The 25728-nt window shown below is 72.8% G+C and carries 19 protein-coding genes and 1 riboswitch; of the genes, 7 read left to right on the top strand and 12 right to left on the bottom strand.

Annotated elements, in window-relative coordinates; genetic code table 11:
* Positions 1 to 8 precede the first annotated feature (8 nt).
* A riboswitch (FMN riboswitch) is annotated at positions 9 to 139 on the bottom strand.
* 457 nt (positions 140 to 596) lie between these two features.
* Positions 597 to 1862, bottom strand: coding sequence for an ROK family transcriptional regulator (locus ABZX30_RS09510; protein WP_355930928.1), 1266 nt, complete (start codon positions 1860 to 1862; stop codon positions 597 to 599).
* 135 nt (positions 1863 to 1997) lie between these two features.
* On the opposite strand from ABZX30_RS09510, the gene ABZX30_RS09505 reads away from it, so the two are divergent.
* Entirely contained in the window at positions 1998 to 3218 is a 1221-nt protein-coding gene (locus tag ABZX30_RS09505; protein WP_355930925.1) for an MFS transporter, read from the top strand.
* Here the strand turns inward: ABZX30_RS09505 and ABZX30_RS09500 are convergent.
* The gene (locus ABZX30_RS09500; protein WP_355930922.1) at positions 3178 to 3636 is read right to left on the bottom strand and encodes an acyl-CoA thioesterase; all 459 of its coding nucleotides are present in this window, start codon (positions 3634 to 3636) and stop codon (positions 3178 to 3180) included. The two genes, ABZX30_RS09505 and ABZX30_RS09500, sit on opposite strands and share 41 nt — an antisense overlap.
* 212 nt (positions 3637 to 3848) lie before the next feature.
* Between ABZX30_RS09500 and ABZX30_RS09495 the strand changes: the two genes are divergently transcribed.
* The 3 genes from ABZX30_RS09495 to ABZX30_RS09485 all read left to right on the top strand — a co-directional run bounded on the left by ABZX30_RS09495 (position 3849) and on the right by ABZX30_RS09485 (position 7091).
* Complete coding sequence (locus tag ABZX30_RS09495; protein WP_355930921.1) at positions 3849 to 5246, top strand: solute carrier family 23 protein; 1398 nt, start codon at positions 3849 to 3851, stop codon at positions 5244 to 5246.
* 201 nt (positions 5247 to 5447) lie between these two features.
* The gene (locus tag ABZX30_RS09490) at positions 5448 to 6134 is read left to right on the top strand and encodes a DUF5995 family protein (RefSeq protein WP_355930918.1); all 687 of its coding nucleotides are present in this window, start codon (positions 5448 to 5450) and stop codon (positions 6132 to 6134) included.
* 27 nt (positions 6135 to 6161) lie between these two features.
* Positions 6162 to 7091: an LLM class F420-dependent oxidoreductase gene (locus ABZX30_RS09485; protein WP_355930916.1), complete on the top strand. Its 930-nt coding sequence runs from the start codon at positions 6162 to 6164 to the stop codon at positions 7089 to 7091.
* Between the two features lie 7 nt (positions 7092 to 7098).
* Here the strand turns inward: ABZX30_RS09485 and ABZX30_RS09480 are convergent, their stop codons facing one another.
* The 5 genes from ABZX30_RS09480 to ABZX30_RS09460 form a co-directional block, all read right to left on the bottom strand.
* Positions 7099 to 8796, bottom strand: a complete 1698-nt coding sequence (locus ABZX30_RS09480; protein WP_355930914.1) for an NAD(P)/FAD-dependent oxidoreductase — start codon at positions 8794 to 8796, stop codon at positions 7099 to 7101.
* Positions 8797 to 8850: 54 nt separating this feature from the next.
* Positions 8851 to 9639 (bottom strand): carbon-nitrogen hydrolase family protein, encoded by a 789-nt coding sequence (locus ABZX30_RS09475; RefSeq protein WP_355930912.1) that lies wholly within the window; start codon positions 9637 to 9639, stop codon positions 8851 to 8853.
* 474 nt (positions 9640 to 10113) lie between these two features.
* Positions 10114 to 10566, bottom strand: a complete 453-nt coding sequence (locus ABZX30_RS09470) for an Lrp/AsnC family transcriptional regulator (protein ID WP_355930910.1) — start codon at positions 10564 to 10566, stop codon at positions 10114 to 10116.
* Between the two features lie 10 nt (positions 10567 to 10576).
* Entirely contained in the window at positions 10577 to 12052 is a 1476-nt protein-coding gene (locus ABZX30_RS09465) for an amino acid permease (RefSeq protein ID WP_355930908.1), read from the bottom strand.
* A gap of 252 nt (positions 12053 to 12304) precedes the next feature.
* Complete coding sequence (locus tag ABZX30_RS09460) at positions 12305 to 13747, bottom strand: GuaB1 family IMP dehydrogenase-related protein (RefSeq protein WP_355930907.1); 1443 nt, start codon at positions 13745 to 13747, stop codon at positions 12305 to 12307.
* A gap of 261 nt (positions 13748 to 14008) precedes the next feature.
* On the opposite strand from ABZX30_RS09460, the gene ABZX30_RS09455 reads away from it, so the two are divergent.
* A complete protein-coding gene (locus tag ABZX30_RS09455) occupies positions 14009 to 16159 on the top strand; it encodes a tetratricopeptide repeat protein (RefSeq protein ID WP_355930904.1) in 2151 nt (716 codons plus the stop codon).
* Here the strand turns inward: ABZX30_RS09455 and ABZX30_RS09450 are convergent.
* The gene (locus tag ABZX30_RS09450; protein WP_355930903.1) at positions 16069 to 16599 is read right to left on the bottom strand and encodes a hypothetical protein; all 531 of its coding nucleotides are present in this window, start codon (positions 16597 to 16599) and stop codon (positions 16069 to 16071) included. The two genes, ABZX30_RS09455 and ABZX30_RS09450, sit on opposite strands and share 91 nt — an antisense overlap.
* Positions 16593 to 17852 carry a hypothetical protein gene (locus tag ABZX30_RS09445; protein WP_355930901.1) on the bottom strand — a complete coding sequence of 420 codons (1260 nt, stop codon included), beginning with the start codon at positions 17850 to 17852 and terminating at the stop codon, positions 16593 to 16595. The genes ABZX30_RS09450 and ABZX30_RS09445 overlap by 7 nt, the downstream gene beginning before the upstream one ends.
* Positions 17853 to 18117: 265 nt before the next feature.
* Here ABZX30_RS09445 and ABZX30_RS09440 point away from each other — a divergent pair, with 265 nt between their 5' ends.
* Together ABZX30_RS09440 and ABZX30_RS09435 are read left to right on the top strand one after the other, a co-directional pair.
* Complete coding sequence (locus ABZX30_RS09440) at positions 18118 to 21285, top strand: BTAD domain-containing putative transcriptional regulator (protein ID WP_355930898.1); 3168 nt, start codon at positions 18118 to 18120, stop codon at positions 21283 to 21285.
* Positions 21286 to 21547: 262 nt separating this feature from the next.
* Positions 21548 to 21934, top strand: coding sequence for a hypothetical protein (locus tag ABZX30_RS09435; protein WP_355930895.1), 387 nt, complete (start codon positions 21548 to 21550; stop codon positions 21932 to 21934).
* Between the two features lie 133 nt (positions 21935 to 22067).
* On the opposite strand, the gene ABZX30_RS09430 is transcribed toward ABZX30_RS09435, so the two are convergent.
* The 3 genes from ABZX30_RS09430 to ABZX30_RS09420 form a co-directional block, all read right to left on the bottom strand.
* The gene (locus ABZX30_RS09430; protein ID WP_355930892.1) at positions 22068 to 23111 is read right to left on the bottom strand and encodes a sugar-binding domain-containing protein; all 1044 of its coding nucleotides are present in this window, start codon (positions 23109 to 23111) and stop codon (positions 22068 to 22070) included.
* A gap of 89 nt (positions 23112 to 23200) precedes the next feature.
* On the bottom strand, positions 23201 to 23887 hold the full coding sequence (gene rpe, locus ABZX30_RS09425; protein WP_355930890.1) for a ribulose-phosphate 3-epimerase: 687 nt from the start codon (positions 23885 to 23887) through the stop codon (positions 23201 to 23203).
* Positions 23888 to 24275: 388 nt separating this feature from the next.
* Positions 24276 to 25703, bottom strand: a complete 1428-nt coding sequence (locus ABZX30_RS09420; protein ID WP_355930887.1) for a transcription antitermination factor NusB — start codon at positions 25701 to 25703, stop codon at positions 24276 to 24278.
* Positions 25704 to 25728: the final 25 nt, after the last annotated feature.

The following is a 25728-nucleotide window of genomic DNA, read 5'->3' as shown; positions in this document are numbered from 1 at the left end:
CCCGCCCGCCGCGCACTGCCTCCCATCCGGACTTTAACCGTCGGTCCAGGAATTTCACCTGGTCAACCGGCCGCTGGAAGCGACCGGGTCGCGGACTGTAACCGCCGGTTCGGACTTTCACCGACCCCGGAGTGCGCTGCTTCTGGTACAGGGCCAGTGTGCCACGCCCGATCGTCACCCATGCGGGCGATCGGTGTGGAGTGGCTCACAGACCGCCGGCCCGTGCCGGTGGTCCGTACCTATTGACGCTCTGGTCTAGTCCTTTTATGGTGCGGTCGGGCCCGGCGGTGGTGACGACGGCCCTTGCCCGCCGCCGGGCCCCGCTTTGACAGGGTGACCGCCCACTTCGGCCCGGACCCGTCGCGAGCGGTACGTCGGCCTCCGACTGGTGGAGCCGGTGGCCACCGCCGACGGCACGTGGGGACCGGTTGAGTCCGCGGAGCGGCGGGACGACGTGTCGATGGCGCGGCGGGAGGAACCGGTCGCCCCCGCAGGGACGCAGGGCGCCCGCGTGCCGTGCGGGGCCCGGCGGGCTAGAAGCGTCCTGAAGATCTTGAAATCGCGCCCGGCTTGCACCGGTTCACGGCGATCGACATTTACCGGCAATCCGGGGCGAGCCGGGCGGCCGGAGCAAGATCTTCATCGGGCTTCTCGCGCCCGGGCGGTGCGAACAGTTCGTCCTGGGCCCGTTCCCGGGCCGTCAGCAGGGCCCCGCGGAGCACCGCCGTACCGCCCAGGCCGCTCGCCCGTACCTCGGTGGGCATGGGCGACATCCGGCCGACGCGTTCCGCCACGCGCGCGGCCAGCGCCTCGCCCCCGGCCTGGCCGACCTCGCCGCCCAGGACCGCGCAGCCCGGGTCCAGCACGGCGACGACGGAGGCGACGCCGAGGGCGACGCGGCCGGCGAGGAGATCGAGGAAACGGGCGGCCGCGCCCCCGGCGCCGTCCCGGCCGGCGGCCGCTGCCGCCTCCCGCACCGCGCGGGCCGCCCCGGCCTCCTCCTCGCCGGCCCACGGCAGCCCGCACTCCCCCGCCAGCCGGGCGACGGCCGCCGCCCCGACCAGGGAGTGGAAACCGCCCGAGCAGTCGGTCGCCGAGGGCAGCGAGGCCGTACCCGGTACCGGGAGGAAGCCGATCTCGCCCGTGCCGCCGGAGGCGCCGCGGCGCAGGGTGCCGTCCAGGACGACGGCCGCGCCGGGCGAGTGGCCCAGCCACAGCAGGACGAAGGTGTCCCGGTCCTGCGCGGCGCCCTCCCGCTGCTCGGCCAGCGCGGCGAGGTTGGTCTCGTTCTCGACGCTGACCCGGGCCTGGGGAAACCGCTCCTGGAGCGCGGCGACCAGGCGGCGGTGCCAGCCGGGCAGGCCCGAGGAGTTCCGCAGCTCACCCGTGCCGGGGTCGATCAGGCCGGGCGCGCCGATACCGACGGTGTGCAGCCGGTCGGCCCCGGCCTCCTTCACCGCCCGCTCCACCAGTGCCACCGCCTGTTCGACGGCCTGCTCCTCGGCGCATCCAGGCCCGGCGTCCCCGCCGATCGGCACGGAGGCCTCGGCGAGCACCTCGCCGAGCAGGTCGGACACCAGCACGGAGACACTGTCGGTGCGGACGTCGAGCGCCGCCAGGTGGGCCCGGTCGGCGACGATCCCGTACAGCCGGGCGTTCGGGCCCCGGCGCTGTTCACCCGACTCCCCGACCACGGTGATCAGCCCGGAGACCGTGAGGCGTTCGACGAGGTCGGCGACGGTCGGCCGGGACAGTCCGGTCAGCTGCTTCAACTGCCCCGCCGTCAGCGGGCCTTCCTGCTGCAGCAGCCGCAGGGCGAGCCGGTCGTTGATGGCCCGGGCGGTGCTCGGTGATGCGGGCATGACCGGAATCCTCCCAGATCCGCGGGCCCGGACGGCGGGAAAACCCGCTATCTATCAGGTAGGGACCCTGATAGTTTACGGCGGTGCAGCGGCGATGCGGCGGCGGGGTGCGTCCGGCCAGGGAGGGACAGCAACATGAGTGACGTGGTCACCGAGCGGAACGACCGGCGAACGGTCAGGCGCGCCCGGTACGCCGTGGCGGCCGTCTTCGCCGTGCACGGCGCCGTCACCGGCTCCTTCGCGACCCGCGTGCCCTGGATCCAGGACCACGCCTCGCTGAGCACGGGGCAGCTCGGCTTCGCCCTGGCCTTCACCGCGTTCGGCGCCTCCTGCGCCATGCCGCTGGCCGGCCGGATCAGCCACCGCTTCGGCAGCCGTACGGCGCTGCGCGGCCTGATCGCGCTGTGGACGCTGGCCCTGGTGCTGCCGTCCCTCGCGCCGAACCTGTACACGCTGTGCCTGGCGATGTTCGTCTACGGCGCAACCGCCGGCACGGCCGACGTCGCGATGAACGCGCTCGGTGTCGAGGTCGAGCGCCTGCTGAACCGGTCGATCATGTCCGGGCTGCACGGCCTGTGGAGCGCGGGCGCGCTGATCGGCTCGGCCGCCGGTACCCTCGCCGCGCACCTCGGCTCGGACGCCCGCCTGCACTTCGCGCTCGCGGCGGGCGTGCTCACCCTGCTCGGCGTGCTGGCCTGCGGCTGGGTGCTGGACGTACAGCCCGCCGAGGACGAGGAGCCCCCGCCGAGGTTCGCGCTGCCGCCCAGGTCGGCGCTGCTGATCGGCGCGGTGGGCTTCTGCGCGGTGTTCGCGGAGGGCGCGAGCCTCGACTGGTCGGCGGTGTTCCTGCGCGACCGGCTGGACAGCTCGGCCGGACTGGCGGCGGCGTCGACCACCGGGTTCATGCTGACCATGGCGGTGGCCCGGATCGCCGGGGACGCGGTGGTGAACCGCTTCGGGGCGGTCCGCACGGTCCGCGTCGGTGGTGTGCTCGCCGCTCTCGGCGGCCTGCTGATCGTCGTCGCGCGGCATCCGGCGGTGGCCATGTCCGGCTTCGCGCTGATGGGGCTCGGGATCGCGGTCGTCGTCCCGCTGTGCTTCGCGGCGGCCGGCCACAGCGGCCCGAACCCCAGTCAGGCCATCGCGGGCGTGGCGACCATCACGTACACGTCGGGCCTCATCGCACCCAGCCTGATCGGCGGGGTGGCGCAGGCGACCAGTCTGACCGTGTCGTTCGTCCTGGTGACGGTGCTGGCCTGCGGCCTCGTGCTCTTCGCGGGGGTACTGGGCGGCGGCCGGCGGGAGGCGCGGGAGGTCAGTCCGCGGGCCGCAGCAGTTCCCGGCCGGCAGCCCTGAAGCCGTCGGTCCACGCGGTGGGGCGCAGGGTGGCCGCGTCCAGCCGGACCAGGACCCGGGTCCCGTGTGCGTAGGTGACCGTCCCGTCGGCCGAGCAGAAGCGGAAGCCGTAGGTCAGGCCGGTGGTGCCGAGCCGTTCCAGCCAGAGGTGGACGGCGTAGGCGCCCGGGCCGGTCACCGGCGCCTCGTAGGTGATCCGCAGCTCCTTGACGGCGTTGCAGGCGTCCCCCGCGGCCGCCCAGTCCCCGTCGTAGCGGACGCCGTGGGCCTGCCACAGCTCGCTCCAGGCGCGCTCGACCAGCAGCGGGTACCGGGCGTTGTGCAGCAGGCCGAGCGCGTCCAGGTCGTCGAAGTGGACGGTGACGGGGATCAGCCGGCCGTACGAGCGGGCGGGTACGGGCGGGGCTTCGGCGGTCACGGGCGGGACTCCTGAGCGTGGTGGCGACGGGTGGTGCGGGCACCGGGACCCCTATTCTAAGCGAGCGCTCAGCCACCCGTCCGGGCAGGTCACCGGCACCGCGACCGGATGTGGACGCAGGGTCACGAGGAGGGCCGCGGGGCGTGGCAGCGCCGGCCACCCGTGACAATGGTCCGGAACGACTTCACGCACTAGGAAAGCGAAGCATCACCATGGACCTCGGCGTCCGCTGGAAGCTGCACGGTGACGGGCGCACGCCCCTGCCCGGAGCGGTGGTACGCCCCGACGAACGGCTGTCCTGGCCCCGCACGGTGGGCCTAGGCGCCCAGCACGTGGTCGCGATGTTCGGGGCGTCCTTCGTCGCCCCCGTTCTGATGGGCCTCGACCCCAACCTGGCGATCATGATGTCCGGCGTGGCGACCGTGATCTTCCTGCTCGCCACGCGCGGCCGGGTCCCGAGCTACCTCGGCTGCTCGCTGTCCTTCGTGGGCGTGGCCGCGGTGATCCGGGCGCAGGGGGGCACGAGCGCGACCGTGACCGGCGCGGTCTTCGTCGTGGGCGCGGTGCTCTTCCTGGCGGGGCTCGCGGTGCAGCGCTTCGGGGCGCGGATCATCCACGCCGCGATGCCGCCGGTCGTCACCGGCGCGGTCGTCATGCTGATCGGCTTCAATCTCGCCCCGGTGACCGCCTCCACCTACTGGCCGCAGGACCAGTGGACCGCCCTGCTGGTGATGCTCTTCACCGGTCTGGCCGTCGTCGGTCTGCGCGGCTTCTGGTCCCGCGTGGCGATCTTCCTGGGCCTGGTCTTCGGGTACGGCCTGTCCTGGGCCTGCGACCGGATCTTCGGCAGGATCCACTCGGTGGACGCGAGCGGCAAGGTCACCGACCACTGGCGCCTGGACCTCTCGGGTGTCGGGAAGGCCGACTGGATCGGGCTGCCGTCCTTCCACGGGCCCTCCTTCCAGTGGTCGGCGGTCCTCGTCGCCCTGCCGGTCGTCATCGCCCTGGTCGCGGAGAACGCCGGGCACGTCAAGGCGGTCGGCGAGATGACCGGCCACCGGCTGGACGACAAGCTGGGTACGGCGATCTCGGCCGACGGCGTCGCGTCGATGCTGTCCACCGCCGTGGGCGGCCCGCCCAACACCACCTACTCCGAGAACATCGGTGTGATGGCCGCGACCCGCGTGTACTCGACGGCCGCGTACTGGGCCGCCGCCGGCTTCGCGGTGCTCTTCGGCGTGTGCCCGAAGTTCGGCGCGGTGGTCGCCGCCGTTCCGGGCGGTGTGCTCGGCGGCATCACCGTCATCCTGTACGGCATGATCGGCCTGCTGGGCGCCCAGATCTGGACCAACGCCGGGGTCGACCTGCGCAATCCGCTCAACCTCGTCCCGGCCGCCGCGGGCATCATCATCGGTGTCGGCAACGTGACGATGAAGTTCACCGACACCTTCTCGCTCAGCGGCATCGCCCTCGGCACGCTGGTCACCATCACCGGCTACCACGCCCTGCGCGCCCTCGCCCCCGCGCATCTGAAGCCGCAGGAACCGCTGCTGGACGAGGGCACGTCGTCCTACGACGAGGAAGGGGCCCGCACCGAGTCGGAGGGGTGACGAGCCCCGGCCTGCGCGAGCCCCGAGGCCCTGCGCGGCGGCAGGCGGGGGCGGTGATGCGGTGCTGGATGAGGGTCGGCACCGGCGGCGCGGTACGCGTGGCCGAGGGGACTCCCCCCGGACGCGCCGGCGTTCCCCCGTTCCGGGGAAGCGCCCGGCCCGTCGGCACCCTTGTCGGCCCGGGGCTGGGACCCTTCCCCCATGGCGCCGTTGAAAGACCTCACTCCCTCCGTCGAGACCGTCGTCTCCCGTATGCGCGCGCTGGACGAGGACCTGCCCGCGCGCGACGGGGTCGCGGTGTTCAACCGCGTCTACCTGGCCGTCACCGAGGAGGTGGAGCGGCGCCTGCACGCCGGGGCGTTCACGGACGCACGGGCCGCGACCGCCCTGGACGTGCGGTTCGCCGAGCGGTATCTCGACGCGGTCGACGCGGTGGCCGACGACCGCCGTCCGCCGGCCTGCTGGCGGCCGCTGTTCCAGCTCCGCCGCCACCCCGGCGTACGGCCGCTGCAGTTCGCCCTCGCCGGCATCAACGCGCACGTCGGGCACGACCTGGCGCTCGCCGTCGTGGACGCCTGTCGTGCCCTCGGCTGCGAACCGGCCGAACTGGAGGACGAGTTCGACCGCGTGGGCGAGCTCCTCGTGACGCTGGAGGAGCGCATCCGCGAGGACCTGATGCCTGGTCCCGACCTGCTCCAGATCGCCGACCCGCTCACCCATCTGGTGGGCTCCTGGAGCCTGGAGCGCGCCCGGGACGCCACCTGGTCGGCCGCGCGGGCGCTGTGGGCGCTGCGCCGGTTCGACGACCTGGCCGAGGAGTTCACCGACCGTCTGGACGCGGCCGTCGGCTTCGCGGGCCGCATGCTGCTCACGCCCCTCGCGGACTGACACGGGTCGGAAGGAGTCACACGGCACATGGTTACCCGGCTCGGCCTCGGCCTTCCGCAGAACCGGCAGTACGACCTCGGCAGGGACGTGCCCGACGTGGCACGCGCCGCCGAGCACATCGGGTACGACAGCCTGTGGGTGTACGAACGGGCACTGTTCGCCGAGCCCGCCACCCAGGGCCTTTACAACGTCCCCGGCCTGCCCTGGCCCGACTCCTACCGGCACGTGGCCGATCCGCTGGTCACCCTCACCCTCGCGGCGGCGGCCACCGAGCGGGTCCTGCTGGGCACGAGCGTGCTGGTCGCGCCGCTGCGCATGCCCTTCCAGCTGGCCAGGACCCTGGCCTCCTTGGACGCGGCGAGCGGCGGCAGGGTCGTCGCCGGCCTGGGCTCCGGCTGGTCCCTGGACGAGTACGCGGCCTCCGGTGTCCGGCCCTTCGAGGAGCGCGGCCGGGTACTGGACGAGGTGATCGAGGTGTGCCGGGCGGTCTGGGGCCCGGACCCGGTCTGCTGCGCGGGCGACCTCACGAAGATCGCCTCGGCCGTGGTCGGCCCCAAGCCCGCCCGGCCGATCCCGATCCTGCTGGCCGCGGCCAACCGGAAGGCGCAGCGCCGCCTGGTCGACCACGCCGACGGCTGGCTGCCGCTGGCGACGGGCGTCAGGCGTACCGCCGACCAGTGGGACGAACTGCGGGATCTGGCGGCGGAGCGCGGCCGCGAGGAGCCGATCCGGACGGTCCTCAGGGTCAACGCGGTGCACACGCCCGAGCCGTACGACGGCGACGACCGCCGCCCGTTCCAGGGCAGCGCCGACCAGATCGTCGAGGACCTCCACGGGTACGCCGCGCTCGGCCTGGAGGAGATCCTGATCGACCTGCAGACCACTCCGCGGGACGCCCGGGAACTCGAGGACGTCGCCGCGGAGGTCTATGCGAAGGCGCGCGCGGCCGGGGTGTGACCGCCGGTCAGTCCTCGGGGAGTTCGACGGGCGCGATCTCGTCGTAGACGTCGCCGGGACCGGGGTTGCCCGGGTCGGTGGCGCCGCCGAGGTGGTGCATGACGCCCCAGACCGCGTTCAGCGCGGTCTGGACGGCGCCCTCGGCCCAGCCGGCCGTCCAGGAGATGTCGTCCCCGGCGAGGAAGATGCCCCGCTTGTCCTCGGGCAGCCGGTCCTGCATGAAGTGGGTGAACAGGCGCCGCTGGTAGCGGTAGTGACCCGGCAGGTTGGCCTTGAACGCGCCCATGAAGTAGGGCTCGTTCTCCCAGGAGACGGTCACCGGATTGCCGATGATGTGCTTCCTGATGTCGACCTTCGGGTAGATCTCGCCGAGCGACTTCAGCATGACCTCCATCCGCTCGCTCGCGGACAGCGGCAGCCACTTCAGGCTGTCGTCGCACCACGTGTAGGAGAGGCAGATCACGGCGGGCTTGTCCGGGCCTTCGTCGAGGAGGTAGGTGCCGCGGGTCATGCGGTCGGTGAGCGTCATCGACATGACGTCCCGGCCGGTCTGCTCGTCCTTGTCCAGCCAGAACGGCCGGTCGACCGGGACGAAGAGCTTGGAGCTCTCCATGTAGTGGGTGCGCTCGATCGCCGTCCAGTGGTCGATCGGGAAGAGCGAGTCGTCGCACGCGATCTTCGACAGCAGCATCCAGGACTGGGCGGTGAAGACGGCCGCCCGGTACGTGCGGATGTCGCCGCCCGCGTCCGTCACGGTGATCCGGTTGCCCGCGGTGCGGTGCAGCCGGATCACGGCCGGCCGCGGCTCGCCGTTCGCGTGCAGGGACTTGAGCGAGGTGCCGTACGGCCAGTGGACGATCTTCTCCGGCTCGCGCTCCCACAGCCGCAGCGGCAGCTGCTGGGAGCCGCCGACGATGCCGCGGTGGTGGTCGTCGGCCTCGGTGTAGACGACGCGCAGGATCTCCAGGATGGAGTTGGGGAAGTCGGTGTCCCAGCCGCCGGTGCCGAAGCCGACCTGGCCGAAGATCTCACGGTGGCGGAAGGACTTGAAGGCCTCGGAGTCGCAGAGGAATCCGTAGAAGGTCTGGTTGTCGAGCTTCGCGACGAGCTTCGCCCAGATCTCGCGGATGCGCGGAACGTCCCGCTCGCGCAGGGCCCGGTTCATGTCGGAGAAGTCGGCGCCCTCCTCGAGGCACTTGCCCCAGGCGGCGGCGACGTCGCGGTAGACCTGCGGCAGGTCGTCGATCGTCTCGGCGTAGTGCGACTCGCCCTTGAGGTCGACGACGGTCGAGGGCGTCGCCTCCGCGAGCGGGTTGGGGAAGGGGCGGGTCTCGAGCCCGACCAGGTCGATGTAGTGCTGGAGGGCGGTGGAGGACGGCGGGAAGCGCATCGCGCCCATCTCCGCGGTCAGCGACGGGTCGCAGCCCTCGAAGCCGACCGTCCGCAGCCGGCCGCCGAGCCGGTCGGCCTCGTGGACGACGGGCTTGAGGCCCATCTTCATCAGCTCGTAGGCGGCCACGATGCCGGACAGGCCGCCGCCGATGACCGCCACCTCGGTGCCGTGTTCGGTCGCCGGGATCTGGCCGAGGCCCGCCGGGTGGGCCAGGAACTCGTCGTAGGCGTAGGGGAAGTCCGGGCCGAACATGGTGATCGGCGGCTGCTGCTCGTCTGCGTGCTCGACGGCGTTGGGCACGGTGGACGTCATGGGGTACGGACTCCTTGCGCGAGGTGGAACGGGTGGGGGAGCTTTTCCGGCGGCTCAGACGAGTGACCCGTACAGACCGGGGCGCCGGTCCGCCAGGTACGGGTTCGCCTTGCGGGAGGCGGCCAGGAAGGCGGGGTCGACGTCGGCGACCACCAGTTCCTCGCCGCGGCCGGCGCGGGTGCGGGCGATGCCGTCGGGGCCGGCGAGGGCGGAGAGCCCGAAGAACTCGAACTCGCCCTCCGCGCCGACCCGGTTGACGTACGCGACGTACATCTGGTTCTCCCAGGCACGCACCGGCACCATGGACTCGGCGACGAACTGGAACGGGTGCATGTTCGCCGTCGGCACGACGAGCAGATCCGTGCCGGCCAGGGCGTGGGCGCGCGCGTTCTCCGGGAACTCGACGTCGTAGCAGATCATGATGCCGACGGTCAGGCCGCCCAGCCGGGCCTGGACGAGCGACTGCTCGCCCGGGGTGAAGTGGTCGCGCTCGGCGCACCCGAAGAGGTGGGTCTTGCGGTAGTTCGCGAGCCGGGTGCCGTCGGCGGAGATCAGCTGGGCGGAGTTGTGGACCGTGTCGCCGTCCCGCTCGGGGTAGCCGTAGGCGATCGCCAGGCCGTGCCGGGTGGCGATCGCGGCGACCGCACCGGCGGAGTCACCGTCGGCGGGCTCGGCGAGGCGGCCGACGGCGTCGCCGATCGCGTACCCGGTGAGGAACATCTCCGGCGCGGCCAGCAGCGCGGCCCCCGCGGCGGCGGCACGGCCCGCGGCCTCGTCGAGGACCTCGAGGTTCTCGGCGGTCAGGCCGGGGCGGCCGGAGCTCTGGAGCAGGGCGGTGCGCATGCGTGGTCCTCACCGGGGCGTAAGGGGGTTCTGGGGTCGGTTAGACGGTACGGTCGGCGGACTCGGCCGGACAAGAAGAAGCCGTTGCGCGCCGGTGAGCGGTTCGTTGCGCGCATGACGGCCCGGACGGCGATTCGTTGCGCGTGCCGACGCCGGGGCGGCCCGGCTCGCCGGGGCACGCCGGGCGCACCAGGTCGACGGGAGGGCTCGTCCGGCTCAGGTGGTCGGCTCGGCCACGGCGCGCCGCAAGGCGGAGGAACACCCGAGAGCTCCGCCCCGGCCCCGCCGACGCCGCCCACGGCCGGACCCGGGCACCCGCGGTGTCGACGCGAGGGCTCGTCCGCGACAGAACCGCTCAAGCCACGACGCCCGGTGCGGCCACAAGGCGGAAGAACACCGCGCGAGCCCGCCCCGTCCGAACGCGCCCCCGGCCGCCGGGGCCGACCGGGTCGCTCGCGGCGGGGCGCGCCCGGGTCAGGTCGGGGATCCCGACGAGAAGCGCCTCAGCAGCGGCGACAGCACCAGTACGGACTTGGTCCGTTCCACGAACGGCTCGCCCGCGATGCGCTCCAGCACCCGCTCGAAGTGGCGCATGTCGGAGGCGAAGACCTGGACGATCGCGTCCGCGTCCCCGGTGACGGTGGACGCGGCGACGACCTCCTGGTAGCGCTCAAGTCCCCGCTGGATCGTCTCCGGCGAGGTGTTGCGCCTGCAGTAGATCTCGATGAACCCCTCGGTCTCCCAGCCGAGCGCCGCCGGGTCCACCCGGACGGTGAACCCGGTGATGGCTCCGGTGGCGCGCAGCCGGTCCACGCGCCGCTTCACGGCGGGCGCGGACAGGCCGACCATCTGCCCGATGTCCGCGTAGGAGCGGCGGGCGTCCTCGGCGAGGGCGTGCACGATGCGTTCGTCGAGTTCGTTCAGCACAGTGGGTCGATCACTTCTCGGATGATGCGGGGGGTGCGAGCCGGGACCGGCGGTAGCCGTACCCGAAGTAGAACACGAGCCCGACCGCCATCCAGACTCCGAAGACCACCCAGGTGACGGCCGACAGGCTGCCCATCATCCACACGCACAGGACGAGGCCCAGCACCGGCAGCGCCGGCGACAGCGGCACCCGGAAGGTGCGGGGCATCTGCGGACGGGTCCGGCGCAGCACCACGACGGCGATGTTGACCAGCGCGAAGGCGAACAGCGTCCCGATGCTGGTGGCGTCGGCCAGCTGTCCGAGTGGAACGGCGGCGGCGAGGACACCGCAGAACAGGGAGACGATCACCGTGTTGGCGCGGGGCGCGCCGGTCTTCGGGTGGACCTTGGCGAAGACCTTGGGCACGAGGCCGTCCCGGGACATCGCGAAGAGGATGCGGGTCTGGCCGTACAGCACGGTCAGCACGACGCTCGCGATGGCGATGACCGCGCAGGCGGCGAGCAGGGTGCCCCAGAAGGTCTGCCCGGTCACCTCGCGCATGATCTGGGCGAGCGCGGCCTCGGAGTCGTCGAACCGCCGCCACGGCTTCGCGCCGACGGCCACGGCCGCGACCAGCACGTACAGGGCGGTCACGATGCCGAGGGAGAGCATGATGGCGCGCGGCAGGTCGCGCTGCGCGTCCTTCGCCTCCTCACCGGCGGTGGAGGCGGCGTCGAAGCCGATGTACGAGAAGAACAGCGTGGCGCCGGCCGCGCTCACGCCGGTCATGCCCAGCGGCATGAAGTTCGCGTAGTTGCCCGAGCGGAAGCCCTGGACGCCGATGGCGCAGAACAGCACCAGCGCGGCGATCTTCACGCACACCATGACGGTGTTGGCGCGGGCGGACTCCTTGGCGCCGCCGATCAGGAACGCCATGGCGAGGAGCACGACGATCAGCGCGGGCAGGTTGAAGACGCCGCCGTCGCCGGGCGGGGCCGACAGGGCGTCCGGGACGGTGACGCCGATGGTGCCGGCGAGCAGTTCGTTGAGGTACTCGCCCCAGCCGACGGCCACGGCGGCGACCGACACGCCGTACTCCAGGACCAGGCACCAGCCGCAGACCCAGGCGATCAGCTCGCCCATCGTTGCGTATGCGTACGAGTACGAGGAGCCGGAGACCGGGATGGTGCCCGCCAGCTCGGCGTAGGACAGGGCCGAGAAGAGCGCCGTGATCCCGGCGATCACGAAGGACAGCGTGACGGCCGGACCGGCCTTCGGCACGGCCTCGCCGAGGACGACGAAGATGCCGGTGCCGAGGGTGGCACCGATGCTGATCATGGTCAGCTGCCACAGTCCGAGGGAGCGCCTGAGGCTGCCTCCCTCGCCCTGTCCACCCTCCGCGACCAGGCGTTCCACGGGCTTGCGACGCAGCAGGCGAGCGACGGCGCCCGGGGACGCGGGGGCGGTGGCTCTGCTGTCGTGCGGGGGTGCGCCTTGGTCGAGCACGCGTGGGCTCCTTCATCGCTGCCGGTCAGGGGGCGGGGACCGGCGGCATCCCTGCGTGGGCAGGGACCCGCCGAGCGGGGTCCCCGCCACACCACGTACAGGTGAGCACCCTATGAGTCGGCCCTTCACGGGCGTAATGCAGCGACCTTGCGCATGCCCGCAAGATCTTTGCGTTCATCGCGGCGGGGTGCCCATTCGTTGCGCACGGGCTGTCGGCCGTTGCACGGGGACCGCGCGGAAGGGAGCCGGCGGTCAGCTCCAGCTGGCGTGCAGCGGCTTGCCCTCGGCGTAGCCGGCGGCGCTCTGGATGCCGACGACCGCGTTCTCGGCGAACTCCTCCAGACAGGCGGCACCGGCGTAGGTGCAGGCGGAGCGGACCCCGGCGATGACCGAGTCGATCAGGTCCTCGACGCCCGGCCGGGCCGGGTCGAGGAACATGCGGGAGGTGGAGATGCCCTCCTCGAACAGGGCCTTGCGGGCGCGGTCGTACGCCGACTCCTCGGAGGTGCGGTTGCGCACCGCGCGTGCGGAGGCCATGCCGAACGACTCCTTGTACGGGCGGCCGTTCGCGTCGTGCTGAAGGTCGCCCGGCGACTCGTAGGTGCCCGCGAACCACGAGCCGATCATCACGTTGGACGCGCCGGCCGCCAGGGCCATCGCCACGTCGCGCGGGTGCCGGACACCGCCGTCGGCCCAGACGTGCTTGCCGTACTTCCTCGCCTCGGCCGCGCACTCCAGGACGGCGGAGAACTGCGGCCGGCCCACGCCGGTCATCATGCGCGTGGTGCACATGGCACCGGGGCCGACGCCGACCTTGACGATGTCGGCGCCCGCCTCGACGAGGTCACGCACACCCTCGGCGGCCACGATGTTGCCGGCCACGATCGGCACCTGCGGGCCGAGGTCGCGGACCACCTTGATCGCGCTGATCATCGACTCCTGGTGGCCGTGCGCGGTGTCGATGACGAGCGTGTCCACGCCCGCGTCCAGCAGCTGCTCGGCCTTGCCCGCCACGTCGCCGTTGATGCCGACGGCGGCGGCCACGCGCAGCCTGCCCCGCGCGTCGGTCGCGGGGGTGTACAGGGTCGCGCGCAGGGCGCCCTTGCGGGTGAGGATGCCGGCCAGCCTGCCGTCCTTGTCGACCGCCGGGGCGTAGCGGCGGTTGGCCCCGTCGAGCCGGTTGAAGGCCTCGCGCGGGTCGATGTCGGCGTCGAGCAGCAGCAGGTCCTTGGACATGACCACTTCGAGCTGGGTGAAGCGGTCGACGCCGGCCAGGTCCCGGTCGGTGACGACGCCGATGGGCCGGTGGCCGTCGTCGACGACGACGCCCGCGTTGTGCGCGCGCTTGGGCAGCAGGGACAGCGCGTCGGCGACGGTCTGGTGCGGGGCCAGCACGATCGGGGTGTCGAGGACCAGGTGGCGGCTCTTCACCCAGGAGATGACGTCGGTGACGACGTCGATCGGGATGTCCTGCGGGACGACGACCAGGCCGCCGCGGCGGGCGACCGTCTCGGCCATGCGGCGGCCGGCGATCGCGGTCATGTTGGCGACGACGAGCGGGATGGTGGTGCCCGTGCCGTCCGGGGCTCCGAGGTCCACGGCCTGACGCGAGCCCACCGCGGAGCGGTTCGGCACCATGAACACGTCGTCGTACGTCAGGTCGTACGCGGGCCGGATGTCATTGAGGAAACGCACGTGCTGCACATCCCAGTCGATCAGAGGTGGCCCCCGGACAGGTCAGCCAGGGGGAAAGAGCACGTACCTCATTGTCCCACGAGGCCCGCCGTGTCATCCCCCGACAGAACGTCCAGGCTGGTCAGAGGGTCGCTGGGAGGAAGCTACAAGCGCCGGTGCGACAGCACCGCGCATCACTTGCCGCCCACATGGATACCGATCACGCGTACGGAAATGATCCCCCCAGGGAATCGGTACGCACGCGCCGCTGGGGGGCCACAAGTGCGGAGTCACGAGTGCGGGTCGAGCAACGAGTTGAGCGGCACGGTGCACGGCGCGAGCATCCAGGCGGGCGCGGTCTACGGCGGCATCCGCATCGACTCCGACGCCAACGCCGTCAGACAGACGCCCTGGCAGTTTCCGCCCTCCGTGCGCATGGTCGACCGGTCCCGGGAACTGTCGGCACTCGAACGGCACCGGTCCCGCACCACCCGGGAGGCTCGGCCCACGCTGGCCGCGGTGAGCGGTCTGGGGGGAGTCGGCAAGACCACCCTCGCGTTGACCTGGCTGCACACACTGCGCCCCCATTTTCCGGGTGGCCAGCTGTACGCGGACCTCGGCGCCCAGTCCCCCGGCGGACCGGCCCACCCGGAGGAGGTACTCGGGCGCTTCCTGCGGGCCCTGGGGCTGCCGGCGCAGCAGGTTCCCGCGACGCTCGCCGAACGGACGGCGCTGTACCGGTCCCTCACCGCCGACCGGCGACTGGTGGTGCTGCTGGACGACGCCGCGACCGCGGCCCAGGTACGGCCCCTGCTTCCTGCGGGTGGCAACGTCACGGCGGTGACCAGCCGCAGCCGACTGCCGGGGCTGACCGTCGACGGCTGCTTCCCCGTCCATGTGGAGCCGCTCGCTCCCGAGGCGGCGGTGGAGCTGCTGGCGGACACCCTGTCCGACGACCGGGTGGCGGCCCAGCCCGAAGCCGCGCGCACGCTCGTCGAGCTGTGTGCCGGACTGCCGCTGGCCGTCCGGGTCGCCGGAGCGCGGCTGGCGGCGCGGCCGGAGCGCCGTATCACCATGATGGTGCGCGCCCTCACGAAGGAGCGCGACCGGCTGGAGGCGCTGGCGATCGACGGCGACCACGATGTGCGAGCGGCACTGGACCTGTCGTACCGGGCGCTCCCGTCTGCCGCTGCCCGGCTCTACCGGTTGCTGGGGCTGCACCCCGGCACCGAGTTCGGCAGCGCGGTGGCGGCGGCGCTGTGCGGCGACGACGGAACCGAAGGGGACACGGTGGCGTCACTGGAGGTGCTGCACGACGCGAGCCTGCTCCTCGACGCCGGAGACGAACGCCATCGCCTCCACGATCTCGTGCGCCTGCACGCCCTCACGAAGGCGCGGGAGTGCGACCCACCGCTGGAGCGGGCGAAGGCGCTGCGCCGCATCGCCGACCACTACCTGGCGAGCGCCACGCGGGCCGAGGAGATCATCGACCCCCAGCACCGCACCATGGCCAGGGACTACGGCGCAGGCCCGGTCGTCACCGCGGATGTCGGCAGCGATCCCCCGGCAGCCCTGGACTGGCTGGAGCGGGAACTGCCCGTGCTGATGGCGGTGCTCCGCCAGGCTCGCACTGCGGGCTTCCCGACCGTCGCCTGGCAGCTGGCCGACTCGCTGTGGCCCCTGTTCCTCAGGCGCAAGTTCTACGACGACTGGCACGCCGCCCATGAGGAGGGACTCGCGGCAGCGCAGGACCTGGGCGACACGGCGGCCCAGTGCCGGATGCTCACCTCCGGCGGAGTGGGACGGCTCGGATCGGGGGACCATGACCGCGCCCTGGACATGTTCGAACGCGCGGCGCGGTGCTTCCTGGACGCCGGAGACCGGCTCGGGCATGCCCGCACGCTGAACTACCGGGGGCTCGCCCTGCAGCGGCTCGGACGGCTGCGGGAGGCCGCGGAGCAGTTCCGCCGCGCCGCGGAGGAGCTGCCTGAGCACGGCGACCGACGGGCCGGGGCACTGGCCCGGCTGAATCTCGCCGATGTGGCTCTCGCCACCGGGCACGCCGAGTCGGCGCTCCACCACGCCGGTGCCGCGCACAGCACGCTTCGCCAGGAGGGAGACCCGTACAACACCGCGCGCGCGAGTCTCCTCCTGGGCCGCGCGTCCCTGGCCCTGGACCGGCTCGATCAGGCGGACGAACAGCTGTCGTCAGCCCTGGCGACCCTGCGCGGGATGACGGCGCGCTATGAGATGGCGCGCGCCGTCGGTGGTCTGGCCGAGGTCGCCGAGCGGCGCGGCGAGACGCACGCCGCCCGTGACCGGTACCGGGAGGCACTGGAGCTCTACGCCTGCGCGGGCCGGTCCCGATCACAGGAAGCGGAATCCGCGCGCGGTCGGCTCGAGCGGCTGGAGAGCGGCGGGTCCGAGAGCTGAGTCCGCAGGACGTAGGGCGACGCCGAGGCGAACTCCGCGGCGGGCAGCCCGGCCACCAGCCAGGAATGGGCCAGCGAGGCGAGGGCCGCCCACATGTCGTCGGAGTCTTCCGGGGGCGCGGTCCGGGCCTCGAGTTCGAGCACGGTCCCGTCCGGACTGAACCGGAGCCAGCAGCGGGAGCCGTGGTGCACCGCCACCACCAGGGCTCCCGGATGGGAACTCGCCGTCTCGGCGGCCCTCGGCGCTCCTGTGCCGTGCTCGATCAGCACATCGCCGAGCAGGGCCGGACATCCCCGCGCGGGAAGCCTGACCCGGACGTGCTCGTCCACGGTCACCGCCCCGCGGGCCGGACCCCGCAGTACGGTGCGGACTCTGCGTGCCGGGTCATGTCGCCTCGTGCCGCACGACATCGCCGACACCACGGCCACGAGCGTCACCATGGCGCGCCCACGCTGCCGGGTTCGTCGTACCGGACCAGGACCGGGAGCCGTGCCGGTTCCGTCGTCGTCCGGACGGCGGGGGCCCGCAGCCGGAGCTTGCGGTAGAGCAGCGCGCGCATCTTGCGGGAGAACCGCCCGGGTTCCGAGGAGATGCGTGACGCCACCCGCGCGTACCGGTGCGCACGGCAGGCCGCCGAGCTCCGCTTGAGCTGCGGGCTCAGCGCGCGGTCCCCGTGCAGACGGGGTGCGAAGGACATGAGTTCGGCGAGCGGCGAGCCCGGATCGACGTCTGCGTCGGACCGGCCCGCCATGAGGACGGGTACGCCGGTCATCGCGCCGTAGAGGGTGACCGAACCATGGTCTCCCACGATGTAGTCGGCGGCGACGACCGTCCCCGTCCAGTCTCCGCACGGACTGACCAGGGTCAGGCCCGACCGCCCCAGTCCGGCGAGCCAGGACCGGACCTGCCAGGCGCCGTGAGCGTTCCAGACATGGGGATGCAGGAGTGCGGCGATGCGGAACTCGTCCCGGGGCAGTTCCCCGACCAGCCGCTCCAGGATCTCCCACCCCTGTCCCAGGAGCGAGTCGGGTCCCCAGGTGGAGCAGACGAGCACCAGCCGCTGCCCGGCCCTGACGCCCAGGGCGTCCCGGTACAACGCCCGGAGGGGGAGGCTGGCCGTGATGCGGTCGAAGCACGGGTCGCCCACCACCTCGGCCACCGGCAGGGCCTCGGGGCATTCCCGGCCCAGTCTGGTCAGCTCCTCGTGGTGGGCCAGCACGATCGCTTCGGGCACCACCGCGCCGTCCCGCACCAACCGCTGCCTGCTGAGGCCGTACACGCCCCGCTGCGCCACCGGCCGGCCGGGCCGCCCGGCCGGGGTGAGCTTGTTGTGGCCGGCCCCGTGCGGGAGCACGATCACGGGGCTGTGCAGTTCGTGCACGCTGCCGTGGCTCGCGGCCAGAGCGAGGTCGAAGTGCGTGTGGACCGCCTGGCTCCACGGCATCACCAGGCCGCCCAGCCGGTCCAGGAACTCGGCCACCCCGTTGCCGAACACGTCGGGTGCCTGGGTGAAGAAGATCTGCACCCTGATGTCGCCGTCCAGCAGCCGTATCGTGTCGAGCAGCCGCTGCCCGGCGATCACGGTGTGCACCACGGCCAGGACTCGCCTGCGAGTCCGGCGAGTGGCCCAGCGCTCGACGTCCGGCCGCACCGGCACGTGCCTCCAGTGCGGCTCCGGCACTGTCACGCTCATAGTCGTCGTCCCCCGGTTCTCTTCCAAGGCCCTCTCGGCCGCGCTCATGAGCGGCCGTCGACGATGGCGTGCCCCGGGGACTGGATGAGGGACTTGCAGGAATCCTGCACTCCCGTGAACCACCGGTCTGTGCGCCCCTCGCGCTTCGGTGCGCCTCTGTCCCGATCCCGGGATGTCCCAGAACAGTGGATTGAGTTCCGCACACCTGTACGGCTACGGAAATCCCGAAAGTGGTAGGAACCAGACACACCCATCGGGGGTAAGGGTGGAACTTCTCGCTCTGGGGCCTCTTGAGCTCTGGCACGGCGGGCAGCAGTACGAACTCGGGTCCCTGCAAGAGCGCCGGATACTGACGGTGCTGATCCACGCCCGCTGTGAACCGGTCCCGCTGGACACGCTGACGGACCGGGTCTGGAACGGGGAGCCACCGCCGACGGCCCTGGGCACACTGCACAGCTACCTCTCCCGGCTGCGGGGACGATTACGGCGGTCGGTGGGCGAAGAACTCGCCCGGGTGGACCGGCCCGCGCCACGGCTGTACCAGCTGCGAGCCGACCCGGAGGACATCGATCTGCTGCGGTTCCAGCGGTTGCGGAAGGACGCGGCGGCCGCGACCGCACGAGGGGAACGCGAGCTCGCCGTCGGATTGTTGCGGACCGCCGAATCGCTGTGGCGCGGCGAACCGTTGAGCGAGTTCACCGGCAACGAGTGGGCGCTGTCGGCGCGTGCCCGGCTGACCGAGGACCATCGCCGGGTCCGCGAGGAACGCATCGGCCTGGAAATGGAGTTGGGACGGCACGCCGACCTCGTCGGCGAACTCCAGGAGCTCGCGTCGCAGAACCCCTTCGCCCAGAAGGTGGTCGGCGCACTGATGCTGACCCTGTACCGCTCGGGGCGGCACGACGAAGCCCTCGCCGTCTACCGGGACACGCGCGAGAAGCTGCACGAGAGTCAGGGCATCGAGCCCGGCGCAGAACTCCAGGAACTCCATCTCCGCATGCTCGAACAGGACCGCACCCTCATGCGCACCCAGACCGCGGCCGCCGCCGGGGCGCCCGCCGCCGAGGCCCGCAACTGCCTGCCCCGGGACACCCGCGACTTCACCGGACGCACCGGCGAACTGCGCATCCTGCTGGCCTCGGCTCCGGCGCCCGGGGACGCCCCCGCGAGCGCGCTGCCCGTCACCGTCGTGCACGGCATGCCCGGCATCGGCAAGACGGCACTGGCCGTGCACGCCGCACACCGTCTGTGCGCCGCCTATCCGGACGGCCAGTTCTACATCGACCTGCGCGGCTACAGCAGTGAGCAGCCGCTGGACCCGGCCGAGGCCCTCGCCCTCCTGCTCCACTCGGCCGGCTGGTCCGGCGAGCTGCCGCCCACGCCGGACGAGAGGGCGGCCAGATGGCGGGAGTGGACCGCGCGGCACCGCGCGCTCGTGGTGCTCGACAACGCCAGGGACGCCGCGCAGGTCACCCCCTTGCTGCCCGGCACACCCGCCTGCCGGGCCATCGTGACCACCCGGAGCCGGCTGGCCGGGCTCGACGGTGCCGCGTCGCTGCGCGTCGACGCCCTGTCCGGCGCGGAGGCGGCCGCTCTCTTCACCCGGATAGCCGGGGCGTCGAGGACAGCGGCCGAGCCCGAAGCACTCGAGCGGCTCGTGGACGTGTGCGGGTGCCATCCCCTCGCCCTGCAACTCCTGGCGAGCCGTTTCCGCCACCGGGAGTCATGGGTCCTCCAGGACCTCCTCGACCAGCTGGCGGACGCGGCCGGCCCGCTCGACGAGTTCGACGGCCGGATCGCCGCGGCCTTCCACTTCTCGTACGCCGGGCTCGGCGGCCCCGCGCGACGACTGCTGCGGCGTCTCGCGCTGCACCCCGGACCCGACATCGCCCTCGGAGCGACGGCCGCACTGGCCGGCCCGGACTTCGAAGGCGAGCCGGGACTGCTGGAGAGGTGCGTCGAGGAGCTGCTGGACGCCAGTCTCCTGGAGGAGCCGGTACGCGGACGTTACCGGCTGCACGACCTGACCCGCGCCTTCGGCCTGCGGACCGAAGAGCCGGCCGGCCGGCACCCGGCCGCACACGAAGCGGTCGGCCGCCTCCTCGCCCATCACCTCACCGCCGCCCACCGGGCCGACCGTGCGGCCCATCCGCACCGTCGGCCGATTCCCCTCCGCCCGGAGCAGCAGTCCCCCTACGCGCCGGAGTTCTCCGACGCGGACGAGGCTTCGGTGTGGCTCACCGTGGAACGCGCCAACCTCCTGGCCGCCGCCCGTACGGCGGCAGCCCGCCATCCGGACCATGCCGCCCTGTTCCCGGCCGTCCTGGCGAGATCCCTCAAGCTGTGGGGGACGTGGGACGTCGCGGACGAGGTCTTCGACGCCGGCCTCCTCGCCCTCCGTGCGTCCGGCGACCGGTCCACGCTGGCCCGTACCCTGACGGCCCGCGCGGACCTGCTGGCACAGCGCGATCACGCAGAGGCCCTGCGGTGCGCGACCGAGGCCCTGTCGATCTGCCAGGCCCTGGACGATACGGGTGGCCGGGCCGACGCCCTCCTGCAGTCGGGCCGCGCCCATCTGGCGGCCGGCCAGGGCGGAGCGGCGGAGCGTGCGCTGGAACAGTCGCTGGCGCTGTACCGCGAGGTCGGCGACCGGTCCGGAGAAGCCGACTGCCTGAACGTGCAGGGAGCGGTGCTGTATTACGCGGGGAGGTACGAGGAGGCCCTCGGCCGGGTCCAGCTCATGGAGGGCATCTACGCGGCGCTGCCCGACCCGTACGGGCTGGCCCAGGCCTTGAACAACCGTGGCGAGCTGGCGTGTCTGCAGGGGCGCTACGACGACGCACGCGACTGCTACGAACGCTCCGCGGCCCTGATGCGGGAGCACGGCGGCCCCCAGGACCTCGCCACCCTGGCCACCAACCTCGGCGCGGTGCACCAGGCGACAGGCCGCACGGACCACGCGCTGGACTGCTACCGAAGAGCCCTTGCCGCCCACCGGAGCAGTGGCGACATCCTGGGCGAGGCCGACGCCCTGATCAGGCTCGGCATGGCTCACGCCCAATCAGGGTGCAGGGGCGAGGCGCTGCTGCACCTCACCATGGCGGAACAGGTCGCCACCAGCATCGGCAATCCGTACGAGAGGCTGCGCGCACTGATCGGCGCGGCGGACGTCCAGCGGGAGGCGGGGCGGCTCGACATCGCGTTCCGGGGCTACGAGGAGGCGCTCGGGGTGGCCCGGGGCGCCGAATTCCCCCTGGGCTCCGCCCAGGCGCTCGCGGGCCTCGCACGCACGGCCCTCCTGCGCCCCCGAGGCAGTTCGCAGGCCCATCGGTACGGTGAGCAGGCCGTCGCCCTGTACAGAGGCCTCGGCGCCGACGCGGAGGCGGAGCGACTGCTCCAGTTGCTGGCGGGACACGAGTCGACCGGCTCCTGAGCGGGTTTCCAGGAGCCGACGACGGCCTATGGCGGGGTCACCACATCCAGCGGTACAGCTCGATCAGGTCGGCGTCCGTGCCGTTAAGAGGGGGAATGCTCACCTTGCACCTTTCTGAGTACGCGTACCCGGCAGATGATCACACCGGCGCGCCGACGTTATCGAACAAGCACGGGTCCCTTGGCCTTTTTACGGAAGGAACGCTGTGGAAGCGGAACTGGCGGCACTCGTGGGAACCGGGGCGACTACGATGGTCGGCCTCATGGCCACCGACGCATGGGAGCAGGTGAAGCAGCGGCTGGTACGGCTCTTCGCCCGCGCCGAGGAAGCGGCCGCGGTGGGCAGGGACCTGGACGAGTCCCGCGACGCCCTGGCAGCGGCGGCCGGAACCCCCGACGAGGAGGACCTGGTCTCCGACGTGACGGCGATGGTCCGGCTCCGGCTGCGCCGTCTGCTGCGGCAGGATCCCGCCGCGGCCGACGAACTCCGCCGCCTTCTGCAGGAACTCACCCCGTCGGCGGAGGACGGGGAAACGGGTGCGGTGCACAACAGCATCACCGGGGGCACGCAGTACGGTCCGGTGATCCAGGGGCGGTCCTTCTCGAATCTGACCTTCCACGCCTCCGGGACGGCGACTTCGGATCAGTGACGTTGCGGCCCGGCCGGGCGGTCCCGGTCACGGACGCGGCGGTGCGACCCGCTGCGTCCGTGACCGGGCGGCGACGGGCGTGACCACGCGTTCCGTCATCCCGGCACCGCCCGTGCGATGGCGATCGCCGCTCTCAGGATCCGTCGGGATCGGCCCGGTTGAGGGCGGACTTCGGTGCCGGGCCCGCGGTCATCAGGTAGTCCGCCGCGGAGGTGTCCGTCACCAGGCTGGTGACGAGCCCCGAGCGCAGCACCGCGTCGATCGCCGCCGCCTTGCGCTGCCCGCCCGCGATCGCCACGACCTCGGGGATCCGGCGGAGCTGGTCGGCCTTGACCGTGATGCACCGCTCCCCCAGGTCCCGGCCGACGCGGCGGCCCTCGGCGTCGAAGAGGTGCGCGGACATCTCGGCGGCGACACCGAGCGAGGCGTAGTGGGCCCGCTCCTCGTCGCTGAGCATGTCGTGCACCGTCGAGATGCCCGGCTCCCAGGAGCCGATGGAGACGCAGGCGACCGTGACCTTGTCGAAGTACTCGAAGGCGCGGGCGATCCCGGTCTGGTGGCGCAGCGCCGCCGCGGTGGCCGCGTCCGGCAGCAGCATCGGCGCGTAGATGGGGTGCGCGTCGCCGCCCGAGACCTGGGCGGCGCGGCGGACCGCCTCGACGGAGCCGCGCTCGGCGGTCCCGGCGTCGTACACGCCCGTCAGCTGCACCACCGTGCAGGGCGGCAGCCGGTCGAGCGCCGCTGCCATGTGGATGGTGGAGCGGCCCCAGGCCAGCCCGAGGACATCCCCCTCGTCGACGAGCTCACCAAGCAGGTCGGCGGCCACCTCCCCCAGGTTCTCGGGGTCGGGGGTCTCCTCGGCCTCGGCCGGGGACTCGACGACGACGGCGTGCCTGAGGCCGTAGCGGGCGCGGAGCGCGTCGGAGCGCTCGGCGTCCAGTTCGGCCGGGACTCGGATCTCGATGCGTACGAGATCCCGTTCGAGGGCGGTCTCCAGTACCCGGGCCACCTTGAAGCGGCTGACGCCGAACTCCTCCGCGATCTGGATCTTGGACTTGCCCTCGAGGTAGAAGCGGCGGGCCATGGCCGCCGCCTGCACCAGCTCAGCGGGTCCCATCCGCATGGCTGACCGGCCCGCCGACATACCCGACACGGCGTTCTCCTCACTGCTGTTCACACTCTGGATTCGCCGTTCATCCTCGCAGATTCGGCGGGCTTGACATGCCCTGAGGGGCGCCGTTCACGTAGCTGTGGCCCAGGGGCCGTCTAGTGGTCGCAGGCCCAGGACGCCTTGGCGGTCGCCACCTCCGCCTGGGTGCGTAGTGCACGTACCGCTTCTGCGGGGTCCTTGGCCCCGTAGACGGCCGAACCGGCCACGAAGACGTCCGCTCCGGCGTCCGCGCACCGCTCGATCGTCGAGGCCGAGACGCCCCCGTCCACCTGCAGCCACAGCTCCAGTCCGTGCTTGTCGATCAGCTCGCGGGTGCGGCGGATCTTGGGAAGCATGATGTCCAGGAACGCCTGACCGCCGAAGCCCGGCTCGACGGTCATGATCAGCAGCATGTCGAGTTCGGGCAGCAGGTCCTCGTACGGCTCGATGGGCGTCGCGGGCTTGAGCGCCATGGAGGCACGGGCGCCCTTGGCCCGGATCTCGCGGGCGAGCCGGACCGGCGCGGCGGCCGCCTCGACGTGGAAGGTGACGGAGGAGGCTCCCGCTTCCACGTACTGCGGCGCCCAGCGGTCCGCGTCCGCGATCATCAGATGGCAGTCCAGCGGCGTGTCCGTCGCGCGGGCCAGGGACTCCACGACCGGCACGCCGAGCGTGAGGTTCGGGACGAAATGGTTGTCCATGACGTCGACGTGGAGCCAGTCGGCTCCCTGGACCGCCCTGGCCTCGTCCGCGAGGCGGGCGAAGTCGGCGGACAGGATGCTGGGGTTGATCTGCACGGCCATGCACCAAGCCTGCCATGTTCCTGCACGGTTGTTCGCGCCGGTACGGACCTGGAACGCCCGCCGGGAGACCGGGGCGGCCCCCGGGGGGCCGCCCCGGTCTCCCGGACCAGTCCGGCCGGCACTCGAAACGGCTGGTCCCGGCCCTGAGACCGGCCGCGGCGGCGCTCGCCGCGGCACGGTTGCTCGCACCAGATCCGGCCCGGGCGAACCGCGGCCGCCGACCGACCGGGCCGACCGGGCCGACCGGGCCCACCGGTGAACGCGTCAGCCACTTGCGACGACGCACGTGCCGAACAGCCCGGCGGCAAGGGCCGCCGGCCGCACCGTCGGGGGAACGTGCCGGCCGGCCCCGCGACCCAGCACGACCCCGCAGCGGCGGCCGCGCGGGTCAGCCGGTCCGGCGGATGAGGGCCAGGTACATCGCGTCGGTGCCGTGCAGATGCGGCCACAGCTGGATGTCGGGGCCCTCGCCGAGTGACGGGACGCCCGGCAGGAGGGGGCGGGCGTCGAGGAGCTCGGTGTCCGGGTACTGCTTGAGCACGTCCTCGACGACGGCCCGGGTCTCGGCCAGGTGCGGCGAGCAGGTGGCGTAGCCGACGACGCCGCCGGTGCGCACCGCGTCCAGCGCGCCGCGCAGCAGGGCGCGTTGCAGCGGCGCGAAGCTCTCCAGGTCCGCCGGGCGGCGCCGCCAGCGGGCCTCGGGCCGCCGGCGCAGGGCACCGAGGCCGGTGCACGGCACGTCCACCAGTACCCGGTCGAAGCTGCCGGGCCGCCACGGCGGCCGGGTCCCGTCGGCGGCGATCACCTGGTACGGCCCGGGGTTGCCGGCCAGCGCCCTGGCCACCAGTCCGGCGCGGTGCGGCTGCTTCTCGGAGGCGAGCAGCGTCGCGCCGCGTCCGGCGGCGAGCGCGCCGAGCAGCGCGGCCTTGCCGCCGGGCCCGGCGCATGCGTCGAGCCACCTCTCGTCCGGCCCCTCCAGCGGCGCGTTCGCCAGCGCGAGGGCGACGAGCTGGCTGCCCTCGTCCTGCACCCCGGCCCGGCCCTCCCGCACCGCCTCGACGGCACCCGGTTCCCCGCCCTCGGTGAGCCGCACGGCGTAGGGCGACCAGCGGCCGGGCACGGCGGCCTCCTCGCGGAGCAGCTCCTCGGTGGTGGCCCTCCCGGGCCGGGCGACCAGGGTGACCTCGGGCCGCTCGTTGTCGGCCGCCAGCAGGTCCTCGATCCCGGCGCGCCCGCCGCCGAGCGAGTCCCACAGCGCGGAGACCACCCAGCGGGGGTGGGAGTGCACGACGGCGAGGTGGTCCTCGGGGTCCTCGTCGTAGGGCGGCGCGATCCTGGCGAGCCAGCCGTCGAGGTCGTCCTGCGCCACCTTCCGCAGCACCGCGTTGACGAACTTCGCCCGTCCGTCGCCGAGGACGACCCGGGCCAGCTCGACGGAGGCGGACACGGCGGCGTGCGTCGGGATCCGCGTCCCGAGCAGCTGGTGCGCGCCGAGGCCGAGCACGTCGAGGACGGGCGGGTCGACCTCCCTGAGCGGCCGGTCGACACAGGCGGCGATGACGGCGTCGTACGTTCCCTGCCGGCGCAGCGTCCCGTACACCAGCTCTGTGGCCAGTGCCGCGTCCCGGGCGTCGAAGTCGCCCTTCTCCCGCGCCTTGCGCAGCAGCGGCGGCAGCACCAGGTTGGCGTACGCGTCCCGCTCGTCCACGGCACGCAGCGCCTCGAAAGCGAGGATGCGGACCGGGTCCTTCTTGGGCCGGCGGTGGGGCTTGGCGGGCTTGGCGGGCTTACGGGGCCGACTGGGCTGGTCGCTCACGAAAAAGGTGCTCCGGGTGTGGGAT

Origin of the sequence: Streptomyces sp. NPDC004542 (genome assembly GCF_040610035.1) — a bacterium.
Taxonomy (GTDB): domain Bacteria; phylum Actinomycetota; class Actinomycetes; order Streptomycetales; family Streptomycetaceae; genus Streptomyces.
Note: the sequence above shows the minus strand (reverse complement) of the source record. Positions and strands in the feature narration are given on the sequence as shown.

Excerpts from the sequence above, each read along its gene's own strand:
- ABZX30_RS09505 (WP_355930925.1), top strand. The coding sequence starts at position 1,998 with ATGAGTGACGTGGTCACCGAGCGGAACGACCGGCGAACGGTCAGGCGC.
- ABZX30_RS09490 (WP_355930918.1), top strand. The coding sequence starts at position 5,448 with ATGGCGCCGTTGAAAGACCTCACTCCCTCCGTCGAGACCGTCGTCTCC.
- ABZX30_RS09510 (WP_355930928.1), bottom strand. The coding sequence starts at position 1,862 with ATGCCCGCATCACCGAGCACCGCCCGGGCCATCAACGACCGGCTCGCC.
- ABZX30_RS09485 (WP_355930916.1), top strand. The coding sequence starts at position 6,162 with ATGGTTACCCGGCTCGGCCTCGGCCTTCCGCAGAACCGGCAGTACGAC.
- rpe (WP_355930890.1), bottom strand. The coding sequence starts at position 23,887 with ATGGCCGTGCAGATCAACCCCAGCATCCTGTCCGCCGACTTCGCCCGC.
- ABZX30_RS09480 (WP_355930914.1), bottom strand. The coding sequence starts at position 8,796 with ATGACGTCCACCGTGCCCAACGCCGTCGAGCACGCAGACGAGCAGCAG.
- ABZX30_RS09445 (WP_355930901.1), bottom strand. The coding sequence starts at position 17,852 with ATGAGCGTGACAGTGCCGGAGCCGCACTGGAGGCACGTGCCGGTGCGG.
- ABZX30_RS09435 (WP_355930895.1), top strand. The coding sequence starts at position 21,548 with ATGGCCACCGACGCATGGGAGCAGGTGAAGCAGCGGCTGGTACGGCTC.
- ABZX30_RS09475 (WP_355930912.1), bottom strand. The coding sequence starts at position 9,639 with ATGCGCACCGCCCTGCTCCAGAGCTCCGGCCGCCCCGGCCTGACCGCC.
- ABZX30_RS09450 (WP_355930903.1), bottom strand. The coding sequence starts at position 16,599 with ATGGTGACGCTCGTGGCCGTGGTGTCGGCGATGTCGTGCGGCACGAGG.
- ABZX30_RS09495 (WP_355930921.1), top strand. The coding sequence starts at position 3,849 with ATGGACCTCGGCGTCCGCTGGAAGCTGCACGGTGACGGGCGCACGCCC.